Source organism: Arthrobacter koreensis (assembly GCF_035792275.1).
GTDB lineage: Bacteria > Actinomycetota > Actinomycetes > Actinomycetales > Micrococcaceae > Arthrobacter_B > Arthrobacter_B koreensis_A.
In genome coordinates this window covers 146,717-166,976 of the sequence record NZ_JAMWKK010000004.1, presented here as the reverse complement: position 1 = coordinate 166,976, position 20,260 = coordinate 146,717, and the positions used below count along the sequence as shown (strand labels likewise).

General features: G+C 67.7%; 17 protein-coding genes. 9 read left to right on the top strand and 8 right to left on the bottom strand.

Translation table 11 applies throughout. From position 1 onward, the window contains the following. Positions 1-20: 20 nt before the first annotated feature. Both NGB94_RS05695 and NGB94_RS05690 read right to left on the bottom strand, forming a co-directional pair. On the bottom strand, positions 21-1,424 hold the full coding sequence (locus NGB94_RS05695) for a GntP family permease (RefSeq protein WP_325789643.1): 1,404 nt from the start codon (positions 1,422-1,424) through the stop codon (positions 21-23). 35 nt (positions 1,425-1,459) lie between these two features. Beyond that, on the bottom strand, positions 1,460-1,987 hold the full coding sequence (locus NGB94_RS05690) for a gluconokinase (protein ID WP_325789642.1): 528 nt from the start codon (positions 1,985-1,987) through the stop codon (positions 1,460-1,462). A 200-nt stretch (positions 1,988-2,187) separates the two neighbouring features. On the opposite strand from NGB94_RS05690, the gene NGB94_RS05685 reads away from it, so the two are divergent. Beyond that, positions 2,188-3,579: an MBL fold metallo-hydrolase gene (locus NGB94_RS05685; RefSeq protein ID WP_325789641.1), complete on the top strand. Its 1,392-nt coding sequence runs from the start codon at positions 2,188-2,190 to the stop codon at positions 3,577-3,579. A gap of 55 nt (positions 3,580-3,634) precedes the next feature. Here NGB94_RS05685 and NGB94_RS05680 read toward each other — a convergent pair whose 3' ends face one another. Genes NGB94_RS05680 through NGB94_RS05670 form a run of 3 tightly spaced genes read right to left on the bottom strand, consistent with a single transcriptional unit; the run spans position 3,635 to position 6,326 of the window. Beyond that, positions 3,635-4,930, bottom strand: a complete 1,296-nt coding sequence (locus NGB94_RS05680) for an APC family permease (protein ID WP_325789640.1) — start codon at positions 4,928-4,930, stop codon at positions 3,635-3,637. A gap of 29 nt (positions 4,931-4,959) precedes the next feature. Then, positions 4,960-5,721, bottom strand: coding sequence for a sulfite exporter TauE/SafE family protein (locus tag NGB94_RS05675; RefSeq protein WP_325789639.1), 762 nt, complete (start codon positions 5,719-5,721; stop codon positions 4,960-4,962). Beyond that, complete coding sequence (locus tag NGB94_RS05670) at positions 5,718-6,326, bottom strand: rhodanese-like domain-containing protein (protein WP_325789638.1); 609 nt, start codon at positions 6,324-6,326, stop codon at positions 5,718-5,720. The genes NGB94_RS05675 and NGB94_RS05670 overlap by 4 nt, the downstream gene beginning before the upstream one ends. 133 nt (positions 6,327-6,459) lie before the next feature. On the opposite strand from NGB94_RS05670, the gene NGB94_RS05665 reads away from it, so the two are divergent. The 6 genes from NGB94_RS05665 (at position 6,460) to NGB94_RS05640 (ending at position 13,814) form a co-directional block, all read left to right on the top strand. Beyond that, complete coding sequence (locus NGB94_RS05665; protein ID WP_325789637.1) at positions 6,460-8,016, top strand: sulfite exporter TauE/SafE family protein; 1,557 nt, start codon at positions 6,460-6,462, stop codon at positions 8,014-8,016. Positions 8,017-8,196: 180 nt separating this feature from the next. After that, entirely contained in the window at positions 8,197-11,475 is a 3,279-nt protein-coding gene (locus tag NGB94_RS05660; protein ID WP_325789636.1) for an SNF2-related protein, read from the top strand. A gap of 133 nt (positions 11,476-11,608) precedes the next feature. Continuing rightward, complete coding sequence (locus NGB94_RS05655; RefSeq protein ID WP_325789635.1) at positions 11,609-11,860, top strand: hypothetical protein; 252 nt, start codon at positions 11,609-11,611, stop codon at positions 11,858-11,860. Positions 11,861-11,901: 41 nt separating this feature from the next. Then, complete coding sequence (locus NGB94_RS05650) at positions 11,902-12,360, top strand: MarR family winged helix-turn-helix transcriptional regulator (RefSeq protein ID WP_325789634.1); 459 nt, start codon at positions 11,902-11,904, stop codon at positions 12,358-12,360. 24 nt (positions 12,361-12,384) lie between these two features. Then, complete coding sequence (locus NGB94_RS05645; protein WP_325789633.1) at positions 12,385-13,104, top strand: hypothetical protein; 720 nt, start codon at positions 12,385-12,387, stop codon at positions 13,102-13,104. Continuing rightward, on the top strand, positions 13,101-13,814 hold the full coding sequence (locus NGB94_RS05640) for a DUF4166 domain-containing protein (RefSeq protein ID WP_325789632.1): 714 nt from the start codon (positions 13,101-13,103) through the stop codon (positions 13,812-13,814). Before NGB94_RS05645 ends, NGB94_RS05640 begins: the two co-directional genes overlap by 4 nt. A 21-nt stretch (positions 13,815-13,835) precedes the next feature. Here the strand turns inward: NGB94_RS05640 and NGB94_RS05635 are convergent, their stop codons facing one another. After that, on the bottom strand, positions 13,836-14,807 hold the full coding sequence (locus NGB94_RS05635; protein ID WP_325789631.1) for a sugar-binding transcriptional regulator: 972 nt from the start codon (positions 14,805-14,807) through the stop codon (positions 13,836-13,838). Positions 14,808-14,926: 119 nt separating this feature from the next. Between NGB94_RS05635 and NGB94_RS05630 the strand changes: the two genes are divergently transcribed. Then, entirely contained in the window at positions 14,927-16,663 is a 1,737-nt protein-coding gene (locus tag NGB94_RS05630; RefSeq protein WP_325789630.1) for a glycerol-3-phosphate dehydrogenase/oxidase, read from the top strand. Positions 16,664-16,675: 12 nt separating this feature from the next. Here NGB94_RS05630 and NGB94_RS05625 read toward each other — a convergent pair whose 3' ends face one another. After that, complete coding sequence (locus NGB94_RS05625) at positions 16,676-18,346, bottom strand: thiamine pyrophosphate-binding protein (protein WP_325789765.1); 1,671 nt, start codon at positions 18,344-18,346, stop codon at positions 16,676-16,678. Positions 18,347-18,522: 176 nt separating this feature from the next. On the opposite strand from NGB94_RS05625, the gene NGB94_RS05620 reads away from it, so the two are divergent. Then, positions 18,523-19,317: a cyclase family protein gene (locus tag NGB94_RS05620; protein WP_325789629.1), complete on the top strand. Its 795-nt coding sequence runs from the start codon at positions 18,523-18,525 to the stop codon at positions 19,315-19,317. Here the strand turns inward: NGB94_RS05620 and NGB94_RS05615 are convergent. Continuing rightward, on the bottom strand, positions 19,314-20,237 hold the full coding sequence (locus tag NGB94_RS05615) for an NAD(P)-dependent oxidoreductase (protein WP_325789628.1): 924 nt from the start codon (positions 20,235-20,237) through the stop codon (positions 19,314-19,316). The genes NGB94_RS05620 and NGB94_RS05615 overlap by 4 nt on opposite strands. Positions 20,238-20,260: the final 23 nt, after the last annotated feature.

Below are 20,260 nucleotides of genomic sequence, written 5' to 3'. Positions count from 1 at the left end.
CTCCCGGCCGGATGGATGTACTAGAACCCTGAGGCGACCAGGTAGATGGCCAGGGCCAGGATGAAGCCGACGACGCCGATCAGCGCCTGGCCAACGGTCCAGGTCTTCAGCGTGGTCTTGGTGTCCATCTGGAAGAACCGGCTGACCAGCCAGAAGCCGGAGTCGTTGACGTGGCCGGCGAACACCGAGCCGGCAGCCAGGGCCAGGACAATCGCCACGGTCTGCACCGCGTTGAAGTCCGGGTTGTCCAGGACCACGGGCTGCACCAGGGCGGCAGCGGTCGTGAGGGCAACGGTGGCCGAACCCTGCGCAACACGCACGATCGCGGCGATCACGAAGCCGGCCACGATGACCGGCAGGCCAATGGCGTCGAGTGAATCAGCGATCGCGTTGCCGATGCCGCTGGCGCGCAGGACGCCGCCGAACATGCCGCCGGCGCCGGTGATGAGGATGATGGAGCAGACCGGGCCGAGCGCGGAGTCAACCACGGTCTCGATCAGGGTGCCCTTCTTGCCCTGGCGGCGGCCAAGCAGCCACATGGCCAGGAACACGGTGACCAGCAGCGCAACCGGCGTTTCGCCGAGCATGCGCAGAACCTGCACCCAGGTGTCATCCAGCGAGACCAGCTCAGCGGTGGCAGCCATGTTGAGGCCGGTGTTGAGGAAGATCAGTACGAACGGGAGCAGCAGCAGGGTGATGATCGTGCCCAGGCTCGGAGAAGAGCGGAACTCGGACTCGGCCGAGCCCTTCGGCGCATCGAGGATGGAGGGCACGGGGATGTTGAACTTGCGGCCCAGGAAGTGGCCGAACAGGTAACCGGCGAGGTACCAGGTGGGGATCGCGACGAGCAGGCCAAAGATCAGGACCAGTCCCACGTCGGCCCCGAGCAGGCCGGTGGCAGCCACGGGGCCGGGGTGCGGAGGCACGAAGATGTGCATCGCGGAGAAGGCAGCGGCAGCGGGGAATGCATAGGTCAGCAGTGAGCCGCCCATGCGGCGGGCAACGGTGAAGATGATCGGCAGCATGACCACAAGGCCGGCATCGAAGAAGATCGGGAAGCCGAACAGCAGCGAAGCGACCGAAAGCGCCAGTGAGGCACGCTTCTGGCCGAACTTGTTGATCAGCGCGTTGGTGAGCACTTCGGCTCCGCCGGAAACTTCCAGCATGCGGCCGAGCATGGCGCCCAGGCCGACGAGCAGCGCCACGCTGCCCAGGGTGGAACTGAAGCCGCTCAGCAGGGTGGGCACAATGTCCCCGGCCTGGACACCGGTGGCAACGGCAGTCAGGAGGCTGACCACGATCAGCGCCAGGAACGCGTGGATACGGAATTTCATGATCATCACGAGCAGCAGGGCAATTGCTGCGACGGCGATCAGCAGGAGGCCGGGGGTACCCAGCGTCCAGTTGAGCTCAAGATCGGTCATCGTTGTCCTATCAGGATGGGATTCAGTGCCGGGGGTTAGGACCCGGCAGGGGGGAAGGCAGCTGCGGCGGTGTTCGCCATTTCGTCCAGGGTCAGGGCGATGCTCAGCCGGATTCCGGCCTCATCCTCGCCGAGGGGTTCAAGGGTGGCAAACTGCGAGTCCAGCAGGGTCGGCGGCATGTACTCGTGGTCGCGCCGGCTCAGCCGTTCAGCAATCAGCTCCCGGGATCCTTCCAGGTGGATGAATTGCGTGTCCGGCGCGTAGGAACGGATCAAGTCACGGTACTGGCGCTTCAGCGCTGAGCACGCCACCACAATGGCGGTTCCTTTTTCCAGTCCGGCGGCAAGCTCACGGCCGATCGCGCGCAGCCAGGGCTCACGGTCCTCGTCCGTCAGGGGATGGCCGGATGCCATCTTCGCCTTGTTGCTCGCCGGGTGGAGGTCATCGCCGTCCAGGAATGGAAGTCCCAGCCGTGCAGCCACGGCCTGGCCGGCAGTGGACTTGCCGGAACCCTGGACTCCCATCACCACAAGCGGGGGATATTGCTTGTTCGCCAACGACATGGCAAAACTCCTCAGACGCGCCATTACATCTGATTTGGTCGTGGCGATGCCAGTAATAAATCAGATTTATCAGGACCAAGATAACACCAACGGCGACGGCGGCAAATCCTTCGCACTCCCGGATACCCCCGCAGGTATTTTGATTTATACCCCAGGGGGTATTACCGTAGTGGTACCCCGATCCCCCCAAAGGAGTACCCATGCTTATCGAACGCATCTACGACGAGGACCTGGCACAGGCCAGCTACTTCATCGGCTGCCAGCGCCTGGGCGAGGCGATCGTCGTCGACGCCCGCCGCGACGTCGCCCCCTACCTTGAACTCGCCGCTGCGAACGGCATGAAGATCACCGCGGTGACCGAGACCCACATCCACGCCGATTACCTCTCCGGTACGCGTGAACTCGCCGCCGCCACCGGCGCGCAGATCTACATCTCCGGTGAAGGCGGAGCCGACTGGCAGTACGGCTTTGAGGGCACCCGGATGTACGACGGCGATGCCATCACGATCGGTAACCTCACCATCAAGGCCCTCCACACTCCGGGCCACACCCCCGAGCACCTCTCCTACCTGGTCACGGACGGTGCGTTCACCGACCAGGCCGGCTACCTGCTCTCCGGCGACTTCGTCTTTGCCGGCGACCTCGGCCGACCCGACCTGCTCGACGAAGCAGCCGGCGGCGTCGACACCCGCTTCGAGGGCGCCAAGCAGATGTTCGCCAGCCTGCGGGACAAGTTCCTCACCCTGCCCGACTACGTCCAGGTGCACCCCGGCCACGGCGCCGGCAGCGCCTGCGGCAAGGCCCTGGGCGCCATCCCCTCCTCCACCGTGGGCTACGAACGCCTCTACGCCTGGTGGGGCAAGTACCTGGCCGCCAACGACGAGCAGGGCTTCATCAACGAACTCCTCGACGGCCAGCCCGAAGCCCACGCCTACTTCGCCCGCATGAAGAAGCAGAACAAGCAGGGCCCGACCGTCATGGGTCCGCGCGAGCCGCTCGCGGAACTCCCCGCCGCGGACGTCGTTTCCCGCCTCGAGACCCGCGACGCCACCTTCGTGGACACCCGCAGCGTCCCGGAGCTCCACAAGGGCACCGTCCCGGGCGCACTGCACATCCCGGCCAACGGCAAGACCGCCAGCTTCGGCGCCTGGGCCGTGGACCCCGAATCCGAGCGCACCCGCCCGCTGGTCCTGCTCACCGCAGACCAGGACCAGGCCCACGCAGTACGGGATTCACTGGCCCGCGTTGGCATTGACGACGTCGCCGGCTTCGTCACCAGCCTGGAAGGCCTCCCGCAGGAAGCCCCGGCAACCATCTCCGCCACGGAGCTGGATTCCTTCGACGCCGCCATGGTGCTGGACGTCCGCGCCCGCACCGAGCACGCCGCCGGCAACATCCCCGGTTCGCACCAGCTGCACGGCGGACGCGCCCTCTGGAACCTCGATGAGCTGCCCTCCGAAGGCAAGATCGTGGCGTACTGCGCGTCCGGCATGCGCAGCTCGATCGTCGGCAACGCCCTGCGCAACGCCGGCTACGACGTCGTCGAACTCGAAGGCGCCTACCCCGCCTGGGCTGCCGCGCACGCGTCGTAATCCCAGCGTCCAGACATAGAACTGCCCCCGGCTGCATCAGCGGCCGGGGGCAGTTCTATGTTCGCTGCATCCACACCCGGACCAGCCGCAGCACAATGCCCGCCGCAAAGACCGCCAGCCCGACCAGCACGGACGTCAGCGGAAGGGTCAGGGCCAGCCCGGCACAGGACACCGCGCCGAGCACCTGCAGCGCCCGGGGATAGCGCCGGTCGGGCGCAGGCTGGGTCAGGGCGGCAAGATTGGCCACGAGGTAGTAGACCAGCACGCCGAAGGATGAAAAACCGATGGCTCCGCGCAGGTCGGCGACCAGGAGAACCAGGCAGATGACGACGGCGAGTGCCACCTCGGCGCGGTGCGGCACCGAATACTTCGGATGGATTCCGCCCAGCCAGGCCGGCAGGTCCCCGCCCCGGGCCATGGCCAGCGTGGTCCGGCCCAGTCCCGCGATCAGTGCCAGCAGGGCACCGAGCGAAGCCGCTGCGGCGCCGATCCGCACGACGGGCCCGGCCCAGGCCAGCGGGCCGGCATCAACAGCAGCGGCGAGCGGGGCAGGCGTGGCGGCAACGCCGTCGGGCCCCAGAGCGGCCAGCAGTGTCACGGCGACCACCGCGTAGACCACCAACGCCAGCCCAAGGGCGAGTGTTATGGCGCGGGGAATGGTGCGCTGCGGGTCACGCACCTCCTCCCCCATGGTCGCTATCCGGGCGTAGCCGGCGAACGCAAAAAAGAGCAGTCCGGCAGACTGCAGGATCCCGTACCACCCGCCGGCCAGCAGCCCCTCGGAGAGGAAACTTCCGGCGCCAGGTCCGGTGCCGGTCCAGGCGGCGGTGATCCCCAGGGCGAGGGCTGAAAGCACCACGGCAACGATGATCCGGGTCAGCAGGGCGGTGCGGGTGATGCCGCGGTAGTTGACGGCGGCCAGGAGCACGACGGCGGCAACCGCCACGGGCCGCTCCCAGCCGGCGGGTGCAGCGTAGGCCGCGAAGGTCATGGCCATGGCGGCCGCGCTGGCGGTCTTGCCAATGACAAAGCCCCAGCCGGCAAGGAAACCGGGCCAGGGCCCCAGGCGTTCGCGCCCGTAAACGTAGGTACCGCCCGAGGCGGGATAAACAGCCGCCAGCTGGGCAGAGGAGGTGGCATTGCAGAAAGCCACCAGCCCGGCAACGGCCAGGCCGATGAGCAGTCCGGATCCGGCAGCAGCCGCAGCGGGAGTAAAGGCGGCAAAAACGCCGGCGCCGACCATGGAACCAAGTCCAATAAGGGTGGCGTCGGCGGTGCCGAGCCGTCGGGCAAGGCCCGGCGGAGCAGAAAGTGCAGGACCGGAGGCCGGCGGCCGGGGTTCGTTGCCCATATGGCAAGTATCCCCCGGCCGCCGCCGGGTTACATGCCCAGGATTTCCTGGACCAGCACGAACGCACCCATGGCCAGCACGAACCAGCCGAACGCCTTGCGCAGGGCGGCCTCGGGAATCCGGCCAACCAGCTTGGCACCGATGAGCGAACCAACAATGGCCATGGCCGTCACGGCCAGGGTCATGCTCCAGTCGATCTGCACGGTGGTCAGGTAACCGGCCAGTCCGGCGAAGGACTTCATGGCAATGACCACCAGCGAGGTGCCCACGGCCATGGCCATCGGCATGCCGCCGAGCAGGGCCAGGGCAGGAACCACCAGGAAGCCGCCGCCGGCGCCAACCAGGCCGGTCACCAGGCCTACGACGGCGCCGTCAGCGAGGATGCGCAGGATCGGCAGATCGGAGTACGCCTTGCCCGGGTCCGCCTTTTTACGGCCGCGGAGCATGGCGACCGACGTCGCGATCATCATGAGCGCAAACGCGATCATCAGGATCACCGAGGGAATGCGGCTGCCGAGCAGGCCGCCGCCAAACGCGCCGGCCATGCCGGCGGCACCGAAGATCAGGCCGGTTTTCCAGCGCACACGGCCGTTGCGGGCATGCCCGATCACGCTGACGGCGGAGGTCACGCCCACCACGAACAGCGAGGACGCGATGGCTTCCTTGGCACCGAACCCGGCCACGTAAACCAGGATCGGCACGGTCAGGATCGAACCGCCGCCGCCCAGCAGGCCAAGCGAAAGCCCGATCAGCAGGGAGAGGCTGAGCACCAGCACCAGGGTGGACGTCATGAGGCCGCGGGTCCGCCCTGCTTGGGCAGCGACTGGATCGCGGACTCACGGGTGGGCTCGGAAGCGGTCTTGTTCCACGGCATCTTGGCCAGTGCCGCGCCCATGGCGCAGGAGTTGGTGGCTGCGGAGAAGGTCAGGCCGGCGCCGATACCGCCGGCGAGCATGCGCAGTTTCGGGGAAACAAAGCGTCCGCCGGCCAGGCCGAGGACGACGGCGGAGCCGGCCACCATGCGGACCTGGCGCTCCAGGTCCCAGCGCTTCTGGCCGCGCACGACGTCGCCGCCCGCAGCTGCGAAGGCCGGAACACCACCGGTGAGGACGTGGGCTGAATCGAGGCCGGCACCGCCAAGGCGCGTGCGGGCCTGCTCGGCACGCGTGCCGGACTGGCACACGAGCACGACGCGCTTGCCGAGGCGCTCAGCCAGCTCATCGGTGTGCTCGGAGAGCAGCGGCAGCGGCACGTTGTAGGAACCGCGAATGTGCATGGCTTCGAACTCGGCGGCAAAACGGACGTCGATGATGATCAGGTCGTCAGGGTCCTTCATCCAGGTGCGCAGCGTCTGGGCATCAACGGAGGTTACGGCCGCGGGGGTGTTCGCAGTCATGGAGGTCCTTTCGAAGGAAATGGGGGAACCTCCACGATCCCATATACCCATGGGGGTATGCAAAACACCCCCGGGGGTATCTAGCGAAGCACTCCCCTTCTCCCTGATCCGCCAATCTGCGAACCTTGGCTCCATGGACACGGTGCTGCTCGGCCTGGCGGTAGGACTGGCGGTGGGCGCCGTCGTGGGGCTGGTTGGTGCCGGCGGCGCGATTATCGCCGTGCCCGCGCTGGTCTACGTGGTGGGCCTGGAGCCGGAAGATGCCGTACCCACGTCCCTGATCGTCGTCGGACTGGCATCACTGGCCGGTGCGGTGCCGCGGCTGCGCCGGGACGTGAGCTGGCCGCTTGTTCTCATGGTCGCCGTGCCGGGCATCCCCGCTTCCTGGGCGGGTACGGCAGTTGGGGAACTCCTGGACCCGGACTGGCTCATGCTCTGCTTCGCCCTGATCATGATCGTGGCGGGCATCCGGATGCTGGCCAGCGCACGCAATTCCGCTCCCGCAGTGCGGTCCGCGGAGCATGGCAGCTGGGGCGGACTGGCGCTGCGCGGCATTCCCGTGGGTCTGGTGGTGGGATTCCTGACCGGACTGCTCGGCGTCGGCGGCGGCTTCCTGATCATCCCGGCACTGACACTGCTGCTGGGCGTTCCGATGCCGCGGGCCATTGGCACCTCGCTGGTGATTATTGCCATTAATTCAGCGTCGGGATTCGCGGCGCATCTGGACGGCCTTTTCATCGACTGGACCCTGGCGCTGAGCTTCGCCGCCATGGCAATGGTCGCTTCCCTTGCTGCCGCTCGGCTGGCCCACCGGCTGAATGAAGCCCTGGTGAGCCGGATCTTCGCGGCCGTGATCTTCACGGTCGCCCTGGGTGTCCTGGTGCAGACGGTACCGAAGCTGCTGCCGGCGGAAACTGCTGCGGCACCGGCAGGGCCGCCCGCTGCCAGCGCCAGCCTCGCGGCGAGCAGGCTGAGCTTCGGGGAGCGCAGCCTCAACGTCCTGGTGGAGAACCACACCGCGGAGGACCTGGTGATCAGCGCAGCCCAGCTGGAGAGCCCGGCCTACGCCGGCCCCGCACCGTGGACACCCGCGGACGGCGACGCCGCCACCCTGCGGCCGGGCGGCAGGGTGGCACTGCCGGTGGAGCTGCCGGAGGCGGCCTGCGGGAATCACGGCCCCGGCTTTGAGGCCGCCGTGCGCCTGGAACTTGGTACGGCGGGTGAACTCGTGGTTCCGGCCGCTGATCCGTACCGGACGGTGGCCGAGGCGCACGGGCGGGACTGCCTGCAGCAGGAGGTCGACGCCGTCGCCTCCTTTGCCCTGGCACCGGAACTGGAGGTGGCGGCGGACGGCCGCAGCGCCGTCGTCCGCGTCCTGCTGACCCCGAGCGGCGGTTCCGGCACGGTCAGCGTGCGGATCGGCACGACGACGCTGCTCAGCGAGGCGCCCGGCCACCCCTGGCCGCGGGAGATCGAGGTGGATGCCGCTGACGAACCGTCGATACTGGAGCTGCAGGCAGTGCCGGCACGCTGCGACGCGCATGGACTGGCTGAAGACAAGGCCGGAACGAGGTTTCCGCTGGAGGTGGGAATCGCCGCCACGCGCAACGGGCAGCTGCGGCTGGAACCGCCGGCGGAGTTCACGGCTGCGGTGTACGGTTTTGTCCGCTCCGCCTGTGCGGCGCAGTAACCGGCGGGCCGGGAACAGGTGCACGCAGATCACGCCATTGTGATCTGCGTTACAGGTGATGTTACCAAGCGGGCGGAGCAAAAGGCCAAACGGCACCGGCTCCCCCGCTGCGACCTGCAGCGACGTCCGCGCGCGGGGAGTGTCGGGGGTGCGTGAGACGATAAAACCATGCCTGCAACCATGCCCTTGATTGATGTCACCGACATCATCCGGGTGGTCGGTGGTTCCGCCTTCCAGCGGGGACAGGGCTACGCCAAGGGCGGGGCCGTGGAGTCCCTGGACTGGGACGCCGCAGGCGGTGTGCTGCGCGCCCGCGTCCGCGGGCATTCGAGCACGCCGTACAACACCATGCTGGTCCTGGAAGCCAAGCGGCAGGGCGACTACCGGCTGGTGGACAACCACTGCAGCTGCCCGGTGGGCTACGACTGCAAGCATGTTGCCGCCGCGGCGCTGCACAGCAACACCGAGCACCTGATTAGCCGGCAGGAACTGCGCCCGGCCTCCTCGCAGCCGGCCGTCCCGGCCTGGCAGGCGTCCCTGCAGGGACTGCTGAACGGCACCGCCGGCGCCGAACCCGTGCACGTCACCCCGCTTGGCCTGCAGTTTGAACTGCGCCGGCGCGACGGCGGTTCCTCCGGCGTGTGGGGGCCTCCGGCCTCCCGGCGGAGCGTCCGCGCACCCCTCTGGCGGCTCGGCGTCCGGCCCGTGGTCCGCAACGCCCGCGGCGCATGGGTGAAGAACAACCTCGCCTGGACCAACCTTGCCTACCAGACCTACGGCCTGAAACTGGACCCGGAGCAGCACCGCTGGTTCTCCCAGTTCCCGGCCCTGCACCGCTCCAACGGCGTGAGCTACTTCGGACAGAACGACTCCTGGCTTTACCTCGACGACTTCGCCAACCCCCTGCTCTGGCAGCTGCTCGCCGAAGCCCGGCGGCTGGGCGTCGAATTCGTGGGAACCAAAAAGGACATCAGCGTGCACGTGGGCACCGAAGCGGTCCTGGCCCTGGACGTGCGCGCGGCCCGGACCGAGGAAGCGGCGCCGCTGCAGCTGCTGCCCAGCCTGGAAATCGACGGACAGCCTTACCCGCTGGATACTGCCGGGATCATCGGCAGCCACGGCCTGTACGTGCAGTCGGCCAGCGGCCTGATCCTGCTGGCGCCCAGCCCGCGGACGCTCACCGAGCAGGACCGCACGCTGCTGGCCGGCAATTCCCCGGTCACTATCCCCGAAGCAGACACGGCCCTCTTCCTGGAGAAGTTCTACCCCCGGCTCCGCCAGGTCATTCCGGTCACCAGCAGCGACGAATCCGTGCAGTTCCCCGAAGTTGAACCGCCCGTCCTGGTGCTCACGGCCGGGTTCCAGCCGGAGGATGAGCTGGCGCTGGAATGGGAGTTCGAGTACCGGCAGGGCACTTCGTCCACCCGCATGCCGCTGGACAGCAGGCCCTCCCCCGCAGATCCTGCTGCGCGCGACGTCGGCGCCGAGACAGAGCTGCTGGACACGGCCCGGCAGGTGCTGGGCAGAGCCCCGCACAACACCGTCCTGCATGAGATCGAGACCGCTGAATTCAGCGAATACCTGCTGCCGAAGCTGCAGAAGGCGGACGGCATCCGGGTGGACATCCTCGGTGAGCGTCCGGACTACCGCGAACTGACGTCCGCGCCCCAGCTGAAGATCACCACTGTTGAAACGGAACGCAGGGACTGGTTCGACCTCGCGGTGATGATCACGGTGGAAGGCCGGCAGGTGGCTTTCGCCGACGTCTTCAAAGCGATCGCCAAGGGCAAGACCAAGATCAAGCTGGTGGACAACACCTACCTGTCGCTGGACCGGCCTGAGTTCGAGCGGCTGCATGCCCTCATCGAGGAAGCCCAGGCGCTGCAGGAATGGGACACCGGGGAACTGGGGATCAGCCGCTACCAGGCCGGGCTCTGGGCTGAACTGGAAGAGCTGGCGGAGGAAACCGAGCAGGCAGCGGCCTGGCGCAGCGCCGTCAGCGGACTGCTGGAACTTGAATCCGTGGAGCCGGCCCCGCTGCCGGCCGGGCTGCAGGCGGAGCTCCGTCCGTACCAGGTTCAGGGCTATAACTGGCTGGCGTTCCTCTGGGAGCACGGACTGGGCGGTGTCCTGGCCGACGACATGGGCCTGGGCAAGACCCTGCAGACACTGGCGCTGATCGCCCGCGCCCGCGAAGTGCAGGCCGGCGGCGGAAAACCCCGCCGTCCGTTCCTGGTGGTGGCCCCGACGTCGGTGGTTCCCAACTGGATCTCCGAGGCCGCGCGCTTCACGCCGGGGCTGCGGACAGTCTCGATTCCCGATACCAGTGCCAAGTCCCGCCGCAGGCTCGGCGACCTGATCGCCGGCGCGGACATCGTCGTCACCTCCTACGCGGTGTTCCGCCTGGATTTCGCTGCCTACCGGGTCCAGGACTGGGACGGACTGATCCTGGACGAAGCGCAGTTCGTGAAGAACCGCACCACCCGCGCTAATCAATGCGCCCGGGACCTGCCGGCGCCGTTCAAACTGGCCATCACCGGCACGCCCATGGAAAACAACCTGATGGAACTCTGGTCCATGTTCGCGATTGTGGCGCCGGGACTCTTCCCCTCCGCGCGGAGGTTCGCCGAGGAGTACCAGCGGCGGATTGAAAAGTCCCAGGACATGACCCAGCTGGGCAAACTGCGCCGCCGGATCAAGCCGCTGATGCTGCGCCGCACCAAGGAAGCCGTGGCTTCGGACCTGCCGGCAAAGCAGGAGCAGGTGCTGGAAGTGGACCTCACCCCCAAGCACCGCAAGATCTACGAAACCCATCTGCAGCGCGAGCGGCAGAAGCTGATGGGCCTGATTGAAGACATGGACCGCAACCGGATGATTGTGTTCCGGTCACTGACCCTGCTGCGGATGCTTAGCCTGGACGCGTCCCTCGTTGATCCGGAGACCACCGGCGTTCCGTCTGCCAAGCTCGACGCCCTGCTGGAGCAGTTGGAGGACGTGACGGCCGAAGGACACCGGGCGCTGGTCTTCAGCCAGTTCACTTCGTTCCTGAAGCTGGCGGCGCAGCGGCTTGATGAGGCCGGAATTGCCTACACCTATCTGGACGGTTCCACCCGCAACCGTGCAGAAGTCATCGCCGCGTTCAAGGACGGACAGGCCCCGGTGTTCCTGATCAGCCTGAAGGCCGGCGGCTTTGGCCTGAACCTGACCGAGGCCGACTACGTGTTCCTGCTGGATCCCTGGTGGAACCCGGCGACGGAAGCCCAGGCCGTGGACCGCACGCACCGGATCGGACAGAAACGCTCCGTCATGGTGTACCGGATGGTCGCCCGCGGAACCATCGAGGAAAAGGTCATGGCGCTCAAGGAACAGAAAGCTGCGCTGTTCTCCTCCGTAATGGACGACGACGCCGTGTTCAGTTCTGCGCTCACCGCGGAAGACATCCGCGAGCTGCTGCAGTAGGCGCGGAGCACGTCCGGCGACACACTGCCGCGTGAAATCGGGCACGGCGCCCTGCCCCGGATCCGCGCCGTTCCGCGCCAGTCAGGGAAGCGGGCCAAATTCTACACCCTGTAGAACTCGGTAGCGTGGAACCATGAGCCTCAAGGAAGCCGTCCGCCCCGTCGAAGCACCTCCGGCGGACAGCGATGAACTGGTGCATGTCTTCTGCACGCCCTGCAAGCGGCGGGCCATGCAGCACGCCCGGCGGCCCAAGCCGTACTGTGGAAAGGTGATGCCGAACCGGCCGCTGCGCAGCGACAACTCACACCTGCCGGTGTGCGTGGTGTGCGTTGAACTGGCCCGCTCCGCTCCCTGCCCTTCCTGCGGAATGCAGGCGCGGCTCTAAAGGCCATTCCCAGCACCGGCGTCGGTTTGTACAGTGGGTGGATGGCTACCGAGGAACGCCCCATAGGATTCTGGCTCAAACTGGTGGATCAGCTGGTCGACGAACAGTTCGGCGCCAGCTTCGAGGAACACGGCCTGACCCGACGGCAGTGGCAAATGATGAACCTCCTGACCAACGGACCGGCTACCGGCCCGGAGCTCTCCGACCAGCTCCGGCCTTTTTTCCCTCCGGTTGAAACCGGCTCCTCCGCCGAGCTGATTGACGAGCTTGTGGACAGCGGCTGGGTGGCAGTGCGCGAGGGCGAATACTCCCTGACCGACCTCGGTTCGCGCAGCCTGGAGAATCTCCGCGGCGCCGTCGAACGGATCCGTGAGCAGCTCACGGAAGAGGTGTCCGAAGAGGAATACACCGCCCTGGTCTCCGTGCTGAAGCGCATGGCCGGAAACCTTGGCTGGCGCGAAACGCCGGAACGCCCAGCCCAGGACACACCCGGCATGTAGGCCGTTTGGCGGTAGTCTCCCTCCATGGGGAAACAGGTTTACGTCGAGATACCAGTCCGCGCGCCAATGGACCGGCTCTGGGACCTGACACAGGATCCGTCCAACCATCCCCGCTGGGACCTCCGGTTTTCCGCCATCATCCCCGCCCCGGGCACGCTTCCGCAGGAATTCCGCTACGAGTTCCGGCTGCCGCTGCACACCATCCACGGAACCGGAACCTCCCTTGGCACCCGGACGGGCAAACAGGAACAGGCCACCTCCGTCCTGAAATTCACCACCTGGGACGTGCTCTCCCCGATCGGTCCCGGGGCCGGATACTGGCGGTATATCCCCGGACCGGAGGGCATTCGGTTCATCACCGGCTACGACTACACTCCGGGCTGGGCAGGCATCGGACCGCGGCTGGATCGACTGCTCATCCGGCCCGCACTGGGCTGGGCCACTGCCTGGAGCTTTGACCGGCTGAGGCTCTGGGCTGAAGAGGATGTTGCTCCCGAACGAGCCCGCAGTGCCTGGCTGGCCGATGCCGGACTCCGTGCCGCCGCCGTGGCAGGAGCCGTTTGCCTGCTGCGCCGCCGTCCCGGTGCCGGCACCCCGGTTGTGGCTGCCCTGGTGGCAGCCGCTGCTTTTCTGCTGCCGCCCGCCCGGAACGTACCCCGTGCCGCGCGGTGCCGCAGACAGGCCCCGGACAGGCATGCGAGCAGCCCGCCGGCCTCGCTCGTGACCCTGCCGGAGCCGGTATGAGCGGGAACCCGGCGCCACCAACATCGATGTTTGCCCGCGCACTCGGCTCCGATTTCGCCCGGCTGCACCCCATGCTGCAGCGCCGCTTCGGCGTGGATCCGGAATCCGGTTACGCCTGCGTAGGACGCGGAGTTTTCACCGAAGTCCGCCGGGGCGCGTTGTGGACGGTTCCGTTCCTGAAGTTCGGCGCGTTCCGCAACATCCTCTTTCCGGAGCACGGCCGCAACGTGCCTTTCACGATCGAGAACTATCCGTACGTGGATGGATTTGGGCGTCCCACGGTGACTTTCACACGCACCCTGGAGGTCCGGCCGGGACGGCCTCGTCGCTTTGACGCCACCATGGTCTTCAGCAAACGGCGGGGAACCGTGGTGGATTACCTCGGCACGCACCAGCACCTGGCCACGGACCTGGAGCTGGCCGTCCGCGAAGACGGTTCGCTGCATCTGCGCACCGGAGCGCTGCGGTTCCATGAGGGACCCGTGAGCTTCACGGTTCCGCGTTTGCTCACCGGCACCGCGGACCTCTACGAGGCGTACGACGACGAGCGGCAGGTCTATACGATCCAGCTGCAGGTGCGGAACCCGGTTTTTGGTTTCCTGTTCGGGTACCGCGGCGAGTTCACCTGCACGTTCCCGCCTGTGACGTCCACCGACGGCCCGGAGGTCCCGGCTGGCCTCAGGCCCGTCCGGGAGGAAATCCGGGACTAGTGCCCGGCCGGCCGGCAGCGGTTAGGATCCGGCCGGGGTGAGGCGGGACAGGTGCCGCATCAGTGTGCGGGCCGTGCCGTCGTCGAGCACCAGGTCCGTGATCACACCGGCCCGCAGGGCCGCAATCAGGCCCGGCACCTTGTGATCCCCCGAAACGACGCAGAGCCGGCGGGGAATCCGCTTCAGTTCCTGCGGGGTGGGCCCGGACGCCCGGCGGTTCAGTCCGATGTCCGCGTAGCTGCCGTCCTCGCGCAGGAACACCGTGCACACATCGCCCACCACCCGGTGCGCGGCGAACTCGCGGAACGCGTCCTCGGTGAGGTAGCCGCCGCTGTACACCTCCGACGGTGAAGGCCCTTCAAAGGCACCCACGCTGAATACCGCCAGATCCGCCTCGGCACGCACCGCCAGCACCCGCCGGACCGTGGATTCCTGCCACATCAGTTCCCGAGTCCGCTCGTCGTCGAAGAAGGCGGGCGCAGGAAACTGGATCAGGGCGGCGTCGAAGGTGGCCGCCATCCGCGGCAGCAGTCCGGGAGACGCGTTCAGCTGAGCCGACCTGGCGCTCACCGCGCCGTTCATCTGCACCACGGTCGCGTCCCGGGTCAGCTTCGGCTGGAGCGCAGCCGCGACGGCCGACGTCGTGGTTCCCCAGGCCACCGCCATGGTCATCCCGTCGGCGAACCAGTCGTGGATCAGCACAGCGGCATGGCGGGCGGCGGCGTCAAGCCGTTTGGCAGTGGTCGCCGTGGCAGGCGCGGCCGCCAGGTAAGCAGTCACACCGAAGGATTTCTGCAGGGTCCGTACCAGCTCGCTGCGGGTGTCCACCGGAGCCGAGAGCGTGATCCGGACAATGCCCCGGTCCCGCGCAGCCTGCAGCATCCGCGAAACGGTGGAGCGGGAGACGTTGAACCGCTCCGCGACCGCCTCCATCGTTGCGCCCTGTACGTAGTAGAGCTCTGCCGCCCGGTACAGATCGGCATCTTCGTGCATGGCATCTCCTTCGACGGTGCACGTCCGTGCATCCACTTTGATCGTACTCCCAAAGGGGACCTAATGTTCGACGAAGACTCCGGGCCCATCCGCCCGGCCCGAAAGCGAAAGGCCGCCACATGTCACCTCGCCTGCCCTCCCCCGCGAACCGCGACGCCGTCCTGGACGAGCTCGCCGATGGTCCCGAACTCGACGTCCTCGTCATCGGAGGCGGGGTGACCGGCGCCGGCATAGCCCTGGACGCCGTCTCCCGCGGTCTGCGCACCGCCATCGTCGAAGCCCAGGACTGGGCCGGCGGCACCTCCCAGTGGTCTTCCAAACTGGTCCACGGCGGCCTGCGCTACCTGCAACAGCTGGACTTCAAGCTGGTGTCTGAGGCCCTGCGTGAGCGCGAGCTGCTGCTCGATTCGCTGGCTCCGCACCTGGTCAAGCCCGTGCCCTTCCTCTACCCCATCACCCACCGCGGCTGGGAGCGTCCCTACGTCGCCGCCGGCATCGGCCTCTACGACACCATGGCGCACCTCGGCGCCAAGAACGCCACCATGCCCATCCAGCGCCACCTGGGCATGAAGGGTGTCAAGGAAGCCTTCCCGGACATCAAGGACGGCTCCATGGTCGGCGCCATCAAGTACTGGGACGGAAAGGTGGACGACGCCCGCCTGGTCCTGACCCTGGTGCGCACCGCTGCGCGCCTGGGTGCCAAGGCCGTGACCCGGGCCAAGGCTGTGTCCTTCCCGCAGGATGCTTCCGGCCGGGTGTCCGGCGCCGTGATCCGCGACCTGGAAACCGGCCGCGAACGGACTGTCCGCGCCAAGGCCGTGATCACTGCCACCGGCGTCTGGACCGAGAAGACCCAGGACCTTGCCGGTGCCGACGGAGGCCTGAAGGTCCTTGCGTCCAAGGGCATCCACATCATCGTTCCGCGCGAGCGGATCGCCGGCGAGTCCGGCCTGATCCTGCAGACGGAGAAGTCCGTGCTGTTCGTGATTCCGTGGGAGCGCTACTGGATCATCGGCACCACTGACACTCCGTACCACCAGGAACTCTCGACGCCGGTGGCCACGAGCGCAGACATCGACTACGTCATCGAGCACGCCAACGTGGTGCTGGACAAGCCGCTGACCCGCGACGACGTGATCGGCACCTACGCCGGCCTGCGCCCGCTGCTGCAGCCCGGCACGAAGGGCGACGAGCAGTCCACCAAGATCTCCCGCGAGCACACCGTCACCGAGGTCCTGCCGGGCCTGGTGGCGATCGCGGGCGGCAAGCTCACCACCTACCGGGTCATGGCCGAGGACGCCGTGGACCTTGCCCTGGGAGCACGCGCCAAGGAGCTGCCCTCGGTCACTGCCAAGACGCCGCTGCTCGGCGCCGACGGCTACCTGCCGCTGACCCGCCAGGCCGCCTCACTGGGCGCGAAGTACGGCTGGACCGAGCAGCAGGTCATCCGGATGCTGGACCGCTACGGCTCCGCCATCACCGAGATCACCGAACTCGTGGACGAACAGCCCGGACTGGCTGCCCCGCTGCAGGGCGCCCCGGCCTACCTGCGTGCGGAAATCGTGCACGGCTGCACCCACGAGGGCGCCCTGCACCTGGAAGATCTGTTCGACGTGCGGACCCGGCTCACCTGGGAGGCCCCGAACCATGGCCTTGCCGCAGTCGAGGAAATCGCCGATCTGGCCGCCGAGGCGCTGGGCTGGGACCAGGCCCGCCGCGACGCCGAGGTGCGGGCGTACCGCGACCGCTGCGAGGCCCAGGACGCAGCCGCAGCAATCGAAGACGAGCCGGCCGCTGCAGCGGTGCGCTCCGGGGTGCCGGACGTCGTCGAGGCAGTGGCGCTCGCTGCCCGCTGACGCTTTCGGGGGCTAGTGTCCCTTGAACGCCTCGGCCAGCCACCAGGCGCCGCCGTCGGAAGCAATCTTGGCGTCGATGACCAGTGGTGCCGTGCGCGGGCCGTCCAGCCAGCCGGTCACGGCGGCCAGGTCGGCTACGGTGCGGACGGTAATTCCGTCCGCACCGTAGCCGCGCGCGATCGCGGCAATGTCCGTGTCCGGGAAGGTGACGGTTTCCATGTCCGCCGCACCGCCGTCGTGCTCCGAACCGGCACCAAAGTGGTGGACCTCCGCACCGTAGGCGGCGTCGTTGTAGACGATCACCACCAGCGGCAGAGCTAGCCGCACGGCAGTCTCGAGTTCGGAGATACCCATCAGGAATCCACCGTCCCCGGTCCCCAGGACGGGCAGCCGGTCCGGACGGGCCAGTGCCGCGCCGATGGCGGTGCCGAGGCCCAGCCCGATCGACTGGAACGCCTGGGTGAAGCAGAAGCCGAATTCGTCCGGGACGGAAAGATGAGTGGATGGGTAGCCCATGAAGTTGCCCGAATCCACGGAAACCAGCCGTTCGGCGGGCAGCAGCGCATCCAGTTCCAGGCTGAGCACGCGGGGATCGATCCGGTCCGGCGTGGACAGCTCCTCCACCGGTACGTCCTGCCAGCGTGCACCGGCAGCGATGCGGGCGGCGGTTTCGGGCGTCCGGTAGTTCACGCGCGGTTCCGGAACCGCGGCCTTCAGCTCGGCGAGCACGTCGGCGGCCGTTGCCGCGCAGTCGCCGATCACACCGAGGTGGATGTCCCGGTTGGCGCCGAGCGCTGAGTCTTCCAGGTCCACCTGGACCACCACGGCGTCCTTATTGATGAGGGACCCGTGACGCATTGTCCACATGTTCAGGGTGCAGCCCCATCCGATGATCAGGTCTGCTTCGCGGATCAGCGCGGCCGTCTCAGGAGTGGAGAAGCCGCCGGAGATTCCGAGGTTGAACTCCTCCCCTTCGAACAGCCCGTTCGCCACCGCGGAGGTAGCCAGCAGCGCTCCGGACTGCGCGGCCAGTGCCTTGAGCTCTTCGCCGGCATATCGTGCTCCGCGGCCGGCGACGAACACCGGGCGCTTCACAGTGGAGAGCAGGTCAGCGAGCCCGCGCGCCAGGCCAGGCGCGGGACGGACGAATCCGGTGGGCGCCACCGGGGGCACCCGACCGGGAGTCCCGGCCGGAACGGGCTGGGACTGAACGTCCAGCGGAACGCTAAGGACCACGGTCCGGCGTTCGTTCTGCGCGGTGCGGAACGCGCGGACGGTGTCAGCCACGGCACTCTGCGCTGAGTGCACGCGTTCAGGCACCGCGCCCAGGCTGCGGGCCAGGCCGTCCTGGTCGATCCGGAAGTTCGACCGCACGGCCGATCCGGCGGCGTCGGCGGTCAGCACAATCAGCGGAGTCCGGGACTTGGCGGCTTCGCCGATCCCGGTGGCAGCGTTGGTGAGCCCGCAGCCCTGGTGGGTGGTCAGGACCGTGACCAGCCCTGACATGCGGGAATAGGCATCGGCCATGGTTGCGGCCCCGCCTTCATGCCGTGCGGCAGTAAACGGCACGCCGTTTTCCCGCAGGGCATTCGTGAGATGGAAGTTTCCGCTGCCCACCACACCGAAGGCATGGGCGGCGCCGAGCTGCGCCAGGGTGCGGCCGACGAGCCCGGCAATGTTCATCTGGTTCATCTGGTGACTCCTGTTGTTGCTCGGGTGCGGTCTATTCAGAATCCTAGGACCGTGCGGCTGCCCCGCCCCAAACGGTGCCGCGTCATGTAGCGACCCAAGTGAGCCGCGTAATCGGGTTCCCCGGTATCCTCAGGCAAACGTTTTTCCACTGTGGACAGGAAACGAACATGTCTCTTCCCAGCACTGAACCCGGCTTGCTCCAGAACCTGATCGGGGCGCTCGACGGCGGCGCCCTGGAGGTCGTGGACCTCACCGCGCCGCTCTCGGCCGGCATTCCCACGCTGAAGCTGCCCGACCCGTTCGTGAACCTCATCGATTTCTCGCTGGAGGAAGTCAGCGCGTTCAACGAGCCGGGACCGTTCTGGAAGCACAACAACATCCACACCGGTGAGCACATCGGCACGCACGTTGACGCGCCGTCGCACTGGATTACCGGACGCGACGGCGACGATGTCTCCCAGATCCCGGTCCGCCGGCTGGTGGGTCCCGCCGTCGTGATGGATTTCAGTGCCGAAGCCGCCACGGACCCGGATTTCCTGGTGGAGCCGGAACACATCCGGGCCTGGGAAGCCCAGCACGGCGCCTTGCCCGACGGCGCGTGGCTGCTGCTGCGCACCGGCTGGGACAAGTTCATTGACGACGCCGATGCCTTCCTGAACTTCGACGACACCGGTTCCCACACGCCCGGCATCTCCGCGGCATGCGCGAAGTGGCTGGCAGAAGAAACTCCCATCGCCGGCCTGGGGGTTGAGACCGTGGGGATCGACGCCGGCAACGCGGGCGCGTTCGACCCGCCCTTCCCGGCGCACTATTACCTGCTGGGCAGCAACAAGTACGGTGTGACGCTGCTGCAGAACCTGGCACAGCTCCCGGCCACCGGTGCCGTGGTGGTGGTGTCTCCGCTGAAGATCGTGGGAGGCACGGCCAGCCCGGCCCGGGTCCTGGCGTTCGTGGAGCGCTAGTACCCCTTCGCGGGGTCCACGAGGCCTGCGGGCGGTTCACCGTTGCGGAAGCGGCGGACGTTCTCGCGGACCCGGTTGGCCAGGAGCGGGCGGATCATCGCCTCGGTTTCAGCGGTATGCGGGGTGATCAGGGCGTGCGGCTCAGTCCACAGCGGGTGCCCGTCCGGCAGCGGCTGCGGGTCGGTGACGTCCAGCGCTGCTCCGGCCAGGCGGCCCTCGGCGAGCGCCGCCGTCAGCGCTTCAGTGTCCACCAGCGGACCGCGGGCAATGTTCACCAGGACCGCGTGCGGAGGCAGCTGCGCCAGGCGCCGTTCGTCAATAAGGTGCCGGGTTGAGGTGGTCATCGCCGCGGCAAGGATCACGACGTCGGTGCCGCCCAGGGCGTCCTCGAGCCCTTCGTCGGTAACCGTGCGCTCGGCGCCGGGCACCGGTTCGTCATGGCTGCGCACCACGGTGATGTGCGGCGTGAAGACGCTGACCAGGCGCAGGATTTCCCGGCCCACGCCGCCGGCCCCCACGATGACCACCCGTTTGCCGTGCAGGGACGTACCCTGCTGCGGGCCCCAGGTCCTGGCCCTGGCGAAGGTGGGCACCGCACGGAGCATGGCCAGTGTCAGGGTCAGCGCGTACTCGCCCACCGGCTGCCCGTATGCTCCTTTGGCGCTGCTCCAGCGGATCTGCGGATACTGGTGCATCAGGGGAACCCACTGGTCTGCCCCGGCCAGGTAGACCTGGATCCAGCGGATGCCGGAGTTCTCCCGCAGGACCGTCTCCAGGTGCTCCAGCGGCTCCCCCGCCAGTACCACCAGCCCCGAGGTCGCCTCCGACAGCGGCGCGGTGACGCCTCCGCCGTCGCGCACGGCGTCAGCCAGGTGGGTGGGCGGTTCCGGAAGGATGGTGATGACCGGTGAAGCGTCCATGGCATCCGCCCCTGCTCGTTTCG

Coding starts and splice junctions, on each gene's coding strand:
- NGB94_RS05620 (WP_325789629.1), top strand. CDS start 18,523: ATGTCTCTTCCCAGCACTGAACCCGGCTTGCTCCAGAACCTGATCGGG.
- NGB94_RS05650 (WP_325789634.1), top strand. CDS start 11,902: ATGGCTACCGAGGAACGCCCCATAGGATTCTGGCTCAAACTGGTGGAT.
- NGB94_RS05625 (WP_325789765.1), bottom strand. CDS start 18,346: ATGAACATTGCCGGGCTCGTCGGCCGCACCCTGGCGCAGCTCGGCGCC.
- NGB94_RS05655 (WP_325789635.1), top strand. CDS start 11,609: ATGAGCCTCAAGGAAGCCGTCCGCCCCGTCGAAGCACCTCCGGCGGAC.
- NGB94_RS05695 (WP_325789643.1), bottom strand. CDS start 1,424: ATGACCGATCTTGAGCTCAACTGGACGCTGGGTACCCCCGGCCTCCTG.
- NGB94_RS05640 (WP_325789632.1), top strand. CDS start 13,101: ATGAGCGGGAACCCGGCGCCACCAACATCGATGTTTGCCCGCGCACTC.
- NGB94_RS05675 (WP_325789639.1), bottom strand. CDS start 5,721: ATGACGTCCACCCTGGTGCTGGTGCTCAGCCTCTCCCTGCTGATCGGG.
- NGB94_RS05645 (WP_325789633.1), top strand. CDS start 12,385: ATGGGGAAACAGGTTTACGTCGAGATACCAGTCCGCGCGCCAATGGAC.
- NGB94_RS05670 (WP_325789638.1), bottom strand. CDS start 6,326: ATGACTGCGAACACCCCCGCGGCCGTAACCTCCGTTGATGCCCAGACG.
- NGB94_RS05660 (WP_325789636.1), top strand. CDS start 8,197: ATGCCCTTGATTGATGTCACCGACATCATCCGGGTGGTCGGTGGTTCC.
- NGB94_RS05635 (WP_325789631.1), bottom strand. CDS start 14,807: ATGCACGAAGATGCCGATCTGTACCGGGCGGCAGAGCTCTACTACGTA.
- NGB94_RS05680 (WP_325789640.1), bottom strand. CDS start 4,930: ATGGGCAACGAACCCCGGCCGCCGGCCTCCGGTCCTGCACTTTCTGCT.
- NGB94_RS05615 (WP_325789628.1), bottom strand. CDS start 20,237: ATGGACGCTTCACCGGTCATCACCATCCTTCCGGAACCGCCCACCCAC.
- NGB94_RS05690 (WP_325789642.1), bottom strand. CDS start 1,987: ATGTCGTTGGCGAACAAGCAATATCCCCCGCTTGTGGTGATGGGAGTC.
- NGB94_RS05630 (WP_325789630.1), top strand. CDS start 14,927: ATGTCACCTCGCCTGCCCTCCCCCGCGAACCGCGACGCCGTCCTGGAC.
- NGB94_RS05685 (WP_325789641.1), top strand. CDS start 2,188: ATGCTTATCGAACGCATCTACGACGAGGACCTGGCACAGGCCAGCTAC.
- NGB94_RS05665 (WP_325789637.1), top strand. CDS start 6,460: ATGGACACGGTGCTGCTCGGCCTGGCGGTAGGACTGGCGGTGGGCGCC.